This is a genomic window from Arenimonas sp. (genome assembly GCF_035721105.1).
GTDB lineage: Bacteria > Pseudomonadota > Gammaproteobacteria > Xanthomonadales > Xanthomonadaceae > Arenimonas.
On the sequence record NZ_DASTNG010000086.1, the window covers coordinates 1 to 7,132 of the forward strand.

Genomic DNA, 7,132 nt, shown 5'->3' on the forward strand with positions numbered 1-7,132 from the left:
GGGGTGCCCTCTCCCCAACCCCTCTCCCGCGGGCGGGAGAGGGGCTTTGCAGGGAATAAAAAGGCGGGAAGCCCACCTACCGGAGGGCCTCCCGCCGCCTGACCGCCCCGGCCAGGGTCCAACGCGAATCAGTTGCCGGCCAGGTGCGCCACCGGCTCCGGCATCGCCGAGCTGTGGTGCAGGACGATCTTCCACTCGCCGTCCACCTTCTCGTACACGTAGGTGTAGCGGGCCTGCACCTGGCGGCTCTTGCCCGCCTCGGTCAGGGTGAAGGTGTAGATGCCGGCGTCGATGGCGGTGTCCTCGTCCACCTTCTGGATGTTGCGGGTGTTGATCACGCCCACGGGCTGCAGGGCCAGGAACTTGACGAAGTAGTCCTGCACCTCGTCGCGGCCTTCGCGCATCCAGTTCGAGACGGTGGGCTGCAGCACGCCGTCCTCGGCGTACAGGGCGGCCACGTTCTCGGGCTTGCCGGTGGCGAGGGCGGCGTTCCAGGTGTCGAACAGGGCGGCGATCTCGCGCTCGGCCGGGTCGGTCGGGACCGGCGCCTTCTGGGTGTATTCACGGGCCTGGGCGGTGCCGGCCAGGGCCAGGACCAGGGCGGCGGAAAGCAGGGTGCGGGTCATCTCGTGTCTCCGGGTTGGGGTTGTCATGCGGCTCACGCCAGTGGAGGCATCCTCGCCGCCGATGCCCCCGGCGCCGTCTGCCGGACGGCAGAGCGCTGGCTCTGCCGTCCGGCAGAGCCGCCCCCGCCCCGACCTGCCGAGACTGTTGCCATGGAATCCACCCGCCCCCGCCTGGCCGACTGGCGCGCCGAACTGCGCGACGACACCGTGGCCGCGCGCCAGCGCCGGGCCCTGGCCCGCGCCGCCGACGCCCTGGCCCAGGCCGACGATCCGACCCGCGCCGCCGAGGCCGTGCTGCGGCTGGCCGGCGACGTGGCCGGCGCCAGCCACGGCGCGGTGCTGGTGCGCACCGCGGCGGGCGTGCGGCTGGTGGCCGGCTTCGGCGCGGCGCGGCCGGCCGGCGCCACCGTGCCCGGCGGCACCGGCTGGAAGCTGTTCTCGCCGACGCTGGGCCTGGCCCAGGAAAGCGGCCCCGGCTTCGACGAATGGCTGTTGCCCGGCGCCGCCGCGCCCGGGCAGGAGTGGCGCGGCGGCGTCCGCCTCGCCGGCCAGCCGCTGGGCGCGCTGGTACTGCGCCTGCCCGACCCGAACGCGGCCGGCCTCGACGAAGCCCTGCCCGCCTTCACCGGCCTGCTCGCCGCCTGCCTGGCGCCCACGGCCAATGCCCGTCGCCCGCGCCGCCGCCAGGACAGCGCCCTGCGCCAGCTCACCCCGCGCGAGCGCCAGGTCCTGGCCCTGCTGCCGCGCGGCCTGAGCAACCAGGGCCTGGCCGAAGCGCTGGGCATCGCGCCCGGCACCGCCAAGTCCCACGTCGAACGCATCCTGCGCAAGCTCGAATGCCGCGACCGCACCCAGGCCGCGGTGATGGCCGTCGAAGGAGGCCTGTCGGCATGACCCGCCCCTGGCAAGACTGGTCGCTGCCGCGCAAGACCGTGGCCGTCGTCGCCGGCCCGCTGCTGCTGCTGTTCGGCTCGGTGCTGGCGATCTACCTGCTCGAGCGCCAGACCGCGCGCGCCGAAGCCGACGTGCGCGCCACCCTCGCGCTCGTGTCCGACCTGCATGAAGCGCACAGCCAGCTCGCCGAAACCGCCGCCGCCGTGCGCGGCTTCCTGCTCGTGCGCCGCGACAACTTCCTCGACCCCTACCGCATCGCCGAGCCGCAGCTGCTGGCCACCGTGTCGCGCCTGTCCGAGCGCACCCGCGACGGCCCGCGCGCCGAGCGTTACGCGCGGCTGCTGCCGCTGTTCCAGCTCAAGCTCACCGGCTGGCGCGAGCTGCTGCGCGAAGGCGTCGACCCCGACGACCCCGGCGTGCGCGCGCAGCTGGTCGAAGGCAAGCAGACCCTGGACATCCTGCGCGCCGAACTGCGCGAGCTCGGCGCACTCGAGCGCAACGAACTCAACGCCCGCGCCGACGCTGCCGCCGTGCTGCGCCAGCGCAACACCGCCGTGACGCTGGCGGTGGCGCTGCTGGGCGGCCTGGGCGCCGTGGCCGCGGCGGCGGGCCTGGCCGCGAGCCTGTCGCGCCGCCTGCGCCGGCTGGCCGCCGAAGCCAATCGTTTGGGCGAAGGCCTGCCGCCGCGCGAAGGCCGCGTCGCCGGCGACGAAATCGGCCAGGTCGACCAGCGCCTGCGCGAGGCCGGCGCCCTGCTGCAGGCGCGCGCCCGCCAGCTCGACGACGCCCGCCAGCAGGCCGAGGCCGCCAACCGCGCCAAGGACGAATTCCTCTCGCGCATGAGCCACGAGCTGCGCACGCCGCTCAACGCCATGCTTGGCTACGCCCAGCTGCTGACCGACACGCCCGACGCCACGCCCGCGCGCCGCTACGGCGGCCACATCGAAGTCGCCGGCCGGCACCTGCTGGGCCTGATCACCGAAATGCTCGACGTCGCGGCGATCGAAGCCGGCAGCCTGGGCCTGGAGCCGCGCCCGCTGCGGCTGGCGCCGGCGCTGCAGGAAGCGCTGTCGCTGGTGCAGCCGCAGGCCGCGGGCCGCGGCATCACCCTGGTGCCGCCCGATGCCGCCGGCACCGCGCTGGCCGTGCACGCCGACGCCAAGCGCCTGCGCCAGGTGCTGCTGAACCTGCTGGGCAACGCGGCCAAGTACGGCCCGCCCGGCGGCCGCGTGCAGCTGGCGGCCGTGCCGCACGGCCGCTGCGTCGAGATCTCGGTGAAGGACGACGGCCCCGGCCTCGCGCCCGAGGCCGTGGCCCGCCTGTTCCGCCCCTTCGAACGCATCGACAGCACCGCGCGCGGCGTCGAAGGCACGGGCCTGGGCCTGGCGCTGAGCAAGCGCCTGGTCGAAGCGATGGGCGGCGAGATCGGCGTCGACACGGCGCCCGGCCAGGGCTGCCGCTTCTGGTTCCGCCTGCCGCTGGCGGCCGAAGCGCCGGAGGACGTGGACGCCGGCCGCACGCTGGCGACGCCGGCCACCGGGCCGCGCCAGCTGCTGCTGGTCGAAGACAACGCGTCCAACCGCGCGCTGGTGCACACACTGCTGGAGCGCTACCCGCAGTGGCAGCTCGCCACCGCGGTCGACGCCGCCGGCGGTGAACGCGCGCTGCGCGCGGGCGGCATCGACCTGGTGCTGCTCGACCTGCACCTGCCCGACGGCGATGGCGCCGCGTTGCTGGCGCAGCTGTCGGCCGAAGGCGTGGCGCTGCCGCCCGCCATCGTGCTCACCGCCGACGCCACCGCCCAGGCCCGCGAGCGCGCGCTGCGCGCCGGCGCCGCCGCCGTACTGACCAAGCCGCTGGACCTGCGGCAATTCCACCAGGAGCTGGCCCGATGCTTGCGGTAGACGAACAGGCGCTGCTGTCGGCGCGCATCCTCGTGGTCGACGACGGCGCGGCGAATGTCGCCCTGCTCGAAGACCTGCTCGGCCGCGAGGGCTTCACCCAGGTACTCGGCACCACCCAGCCCGAGCGCTGCGTCGAGCTGGTGCAGGCCTTCCAGCCCGACCTGCTGCTGCTCGACCTGTGGATGCCCGGCGTCGACGGCTTCGAGCTGCTGGCGCAGTTGAACGCCCCCGCCCCCGGCCAGCTGCCGGTCCCCGTGATCGTGCTCACCGCCGACGCCACGCGTCGCACGCGCCATCGCGCGCTCGGCCTGGGCGCCCGCGACTTCATCACCAAGCCCTTCGACCCGCTGGAAGTGCTGCTGCGCGTCTGGAACCACCTGGAGGTAGCGCTGCTGCTGCGCCAGCTGCGCGAGCTGGGGCAGGACACCGCGCTGCCCAAGCGGCCGGCGGGTACGGCCGGCGCGTGAACCCAAGCGGGTGGAAAGTGCTGTGACCATCGGCACGAGGCGGCGGAAAGTCGGCGCGCTACGTTCAGCGCTGGATCGGAAGCAGGAACTTCGTCATGGTGGGTCGCGACTTGATGATCGTGGTGGTGGCATGCGTTGGGCTCTTCGCCAGCCCGTTCACCCAGGCGGCCCATCCGGGTCCTGCTCAGGCGTCCGCTGCCGGCGAAGTGGCCAAGGACGTGCGAGCGGTTCCGCACGCCCAGGCCTTCGATCCGCGGACCTACCAGGACAAGGTTGCCGGCCCGCTCACGCAGGTGCTGGTGCTGGGCGTTCCGCATCTGTCGGGCACGCCGGAGGATTTCGATCCGGCCGTGCTCGAGCCCTTGCTGGATCGTCTGCAGGCGTTTGCCCCCGACCTGATCGCGATCGAGAACCTGTCCGGCGAGAGCCTGTTCACGCTGCAGGCCTATGCCCCGGTGTATCCGGACGTGGCGGATATGTTCGGCTCCCGTTTCCTGACGCTGGCGGCCGACGCCCGCGCAGTTGCGGGCATCGCTTCGCTGCCCGAAGCCGAGGCGGCCGTCCGCAGGGCCCTGGGCGAGGCGGGCGCGGATCCCAGCCCGAGCCAGCGTCGGCGCCTGGCGCTGCTGTTCCTGGCCTCGGGCGACCCCAACTCGGCCGTCGTCCAGTGGTGGCGCCTGCCGGAAACCGAGCGCAAACCCGGGGAAGAGATGCCCGAGGCACTGGCCGCGGCCCTCGACCGGTTCGCCGCCGGCCGCAATGAAAGCAGGATGATCGGTGCCCGGTTGGCGGCGCGCCGCGGCCTGGAACGGGTCCATCCGATGGACGACCAGTCCGCCGTCGACGTGGTGCTTCCCGTGTTCGAGGCCCTGGCCGAGGCCGTGAAGGCGGATGCCGAGATATCAGCACGCCTGGCAAGACCCGAATTCGTCCGTCTGGGCACGGCCGTGGAGCGACTGGACACCCCGGCGCGGACCCTGGCGACGATGCGTGAACTCAATCGCCCCGAATCCGGCGTCCTGGATGCCTACAGCCAGTGGCTGGTGATGCTGGACCGCGAATTCCCGATGGCCACCGGCCGCGTCCGCATGGCGGAATGGGAGTCGCGCAACCTGCGCATGGCCGCGAACATCCGGGAGGCCTCGGCGGCCGTGCCCGGTGGCCGTGTGCTGGTCGTGGTGGGCTCCGCCCACAAGCCGTGGCTCGACGCCTACCTGGGCCTGATGAGCGACATGCGCGTGGTGGACGCCTTGGAAGTCCTGGAGTGATCCAGCGCTCGCCGCGAGAGCGCCGGGTCATCCACGAAGACCGCATCCACGCCGGTTGAGGCGTAGGCCTGCAGTTCGCGCATTGCCGCCGGCTCGTTGCGAGCCTGCGGCAGGCCATCGTCGCGGAACGCCGCTTCAATGAACCGGTGCTCCGGGCGGAAGGTGTAGGCGAAGACCGACAGGCCCTCGGCATGGGCCGCTTCGACCAGCGCACTGCGATAGCCGGGCGCGTCGTCCCGACGCTGGATCTGCAGCATGCGGTAGTGCGGGCCGATGCCATCGGCATAGGTGGCGATGTCGCGCAGGCCCGTGGTGGCGAGCTGGGCGTAAGTGCGCGGCGCACCGGCCTGCACGGTGTCGAACGGCGCATCCCGCGGACCACCCAGCAGCTGCAGCAGGCGCACGTGGCCACCGCGTGGCAGCTGCTCGCGCAGCGCGCGCAGGTTGGCGGTTTCGAAGGACTGGATGATGACCGGGGCCGTGCGCGTGTACTCGTGCGCGGCCAGGGTCTCCAGCAGCGGCGCCTCCATCGCCAGGCCCAGGGCCGCGAAGTAAGTGGGATGCTTGATCTCTGGCACCAGTCCAACGAGGCGGCCGCGTCGTTCGGATTCGGCGGCGGCCAGCGCGATGATTTCTTCCAGGGTCGGGACCTCGAACTGGCCGTCCCATGCGGTCGAGCGCAAGCCGGGGAGTCGCTCCCGCGCGCGCAGCCTCTTGAGCTCGGCCAGCGTGAAGTCCTCGCTGAACCAGTCCTCGACCCAGGCGCCATCGATCTGCTTTCGCGTGCGGCGCGCCGCGAACGCCGGCCGCGTGGCCACGTCGGTGGTGTCGGATAGCGCGTTCTCGTGGCGGGCGACCAGCACGCCGTCGCGGGTCATCACCAGGTCGGGCTCGATGGCGTCGGCGCCCTGTTCGATCGCCAGCGCGTAGGCGGCCAGCGTGTGCTCCGGCCGATGCGCGCTGGCGCCACGGTGGGCGATCAGCCACGGGCGGTGTTCGGCAGGGGCAGTCATCGGCGCGGGCATGGGCGCCAGCGTAGCGCGCGGCGAGCCGGCGCAGGCCGCCAGCGCGACGACCAGTGCGGTCAGCAGGCGCAGGCGGCAGGACGGGGCGCCGGGCATGGCCCCAGCTTGGCACCCGCGGATGACAGTCAGCGACGGCGCTCGAGCGCGGCGGCCACCCGCTCGGCCAGGCGGCCGGCCAGCGCCTCGGCGCCCACGCCCTGGCGGGTGAAGCCGAACGCATGTTCGTCGTCGCACTGGCGGTCCAGCCAGATGCCCTCGCCGACCGGCGGGCGGGTGGCGGCCAGCCACAGGGCGGTGTCGGCGCCCTCTTCGGGGCTGCGCAGCACGGCGCGGAACAGCCTGCGGAACCCGGGCAGCGACGTGCGCACGCCATCGGTGTCGACCCAGCCCGGATGCATCACCCAGGCCCGCGGCGCAGACGGGCCCAGCGCGTTCCAGTAGTGCGTCAGCGCGACCTGCGCGCGCTTGTGCTGGGCGTAGGCGGTGAAACCATCGTGGTGCGCGGCGTCGCCGGCTTCCAGCGCGTCCAGATCCAGCGCGGCGCCGTACATGCCGCCCGAACTCATTGAGATGATGGCGGTACCCGCGACCAGCGCGCCGCCATGGCGCAGCGCCGCGTCCAGCACCCAGTGGCCCAGCACGTTGGTGGCGAAGCTGCGCTCGACGCCTTCGGCGGTCCGCGCGAAGTCGTGCTGCATCACGCCGACGTTGTGCACCAGCACGTCCAGCGGCCCCGCGGCGGCGATGCCGGCGGCGGCGCGCTGGATGTCGCGCATCAGGGAGAGGTCGACGCCGACTGGCTCGATCCGGCCCGGGCCGCGCGCCTCGCGCGCCAACGCTTCGAGCTTGGCCGGGTCGCGCGCCAGCGCCAGCACGGTAGCGCCGCGCGCCGCCGCTCCCAGCGCGATGGCTCGGCCGATGCCGCCGGTGGCGCCGGTGACCACCCAG

At 73.5% G+C, this 7,132-nt stretch carries 7 protein-coding genes; 4 read left to right on the forward strand and 3 right to left on the reverse strand.

Annotated elements, in window-relative coordinates; translation table 11 throughout:
• Positions 1–128: 128 nt before the first annotated feature.
• A complete protein-coding gene (locus VFQ84_RS13615; RefSeq protein WP_325132179.1) occupies positions 129–626 on the reverse strand; it encodes an SgcJ/EcaC family oxidoreductase in 498 nt (165 codons plus the stop codon).
• A 150-nt stretch (positions 627–776) separates the two neighbouring features.
• On the opposite strand from VFQ84_RS13615, the gene VFQ84_RS13620 reads away from it, so the two are divergent.
• From VFQ84_RS13620 to VFQ84_RS13635, 4 genes are all read left to right on the forward strand, one after another.
• On the forward strand, positions 777–1,520 hold the full coding sequence (locus tag VFQ84_RS13620; RefSeq protein ID WP_325132180.1) for a response regulator transcription factor: 744 nt from the start codon (positions 777–779) through the stop codon (positions 1,518–1,520).
• A complete protein-coding gene (locus VFQ84_RS13625) occupies positions 1,517–3,424 on the forward strand; it encodes a hybrid sensor histidine kinase/response regulator (protein WP_325132181.1) in 1,908 nt (635 codons plus the stop codon). Before VFQ84_RS13620 ends, VFQ84_RS13625 begins: the two co-directional genes overlap by 4 nt.
• Complete coding sequence (locus tag VFQ84_RS13630; RefSeq protein WP_325132182.1) at positions 3,412–3,891, forward strand: response regulator; 480 nt, start codon at positions 3,412–3,414, stop codon at positions 3,889–3,891. Before VFQ84_RS13625 ends, VFQ84_RS13630 begins: the two co-directional genes overlap by 13 nt.
• A 95-nt stretch (positions 3,892–3,986) precedes the next feature.
• Complete coding sequence (locus VFQ84_RS13635; RefSeq protein ID WP_325132183.1) at positions 3,987–5,159, forward strand: DUF5694 domain-containing protein; 1,173 nt, start codon at positions 3,987–3,989, stop codon at positions 5,157–5,159.
• Here VFQ84_RS13635 and VFQ84_RS13640 read toward each other — a convergent pair.
• Both VFQ84_RS13640 and VFQ84_RS13645 read right to left on the reverse strand, forming a co-directional pair.
• Complete coding sequence (locus tag VFQ84_RS13640; RefSeq protein ID WP_325132185.1) at positions 5,102–6,184, reverse strand: glycerophosphodiester phosphodiesterase family protein; 1,083 nt, start codon at positions 6,182–6,184, stop codon at positions 5,102–5,104. The genes VFQ84_RS13635 and VFQ84_RS13640 overlap by 58 nt on opposite strands.
• A gap of 125 nt (positions 6,185–6,309) precedes the next feature.
• A partial coding sequence (locus VFQ84_RS13645) for an SDR family NAD(P)-dependent oxidoreductase (protein ID WP_325132184.1) occupies positions 6,310–7,132 on the reverse strand: 823 nt, incomplete at its 5' end.

Coding starts and splice junctions, on each gene's coding strand:
- VFQ84_RS13615 (WP_325132179.1), bottom strand. CDS start 626: ATGACCCGCACCCTGCTTTCCGCCGCCCTGGTCCTGGCCCTGGCCGGC.
- VFQ84_RS13640 (WP_325132185.1), bottom strand. CDS start 6,184: ATGCCCGCGCCGATGACTGCCCCTGCCGAACACCGCCCGTGGCTGATC.
- VFQ84_RS13625 (WP_325132181.1), top strand. CDS start 1,517: ATGACCCGCCCCTGGCAAGACTGGTCGCTGCCGCGCAAGACCGTGGCC.
- VFQ84_RS13630 (WP_325132182.1), top strand. CDS start 3,412: ATGCTTGCGGTAGACGAACAGGCGCTGCTGTCGGCGCGCATCCTCGTG.
- VFQ84_RS13620 (WP_325132180.1), top strand. CDS start 777: ATGGAATCCACCCGCCCCCGCCTGGCCGACTGGCGCGCCGAACTGCGC.
- VFQ84_RS13635 (WP_325132183.1), top strand. CDS start 3,987: ATGGTGGGTCGCGACTTGATGATCGTGGTGGTGGCATGCGTTGGGCTC.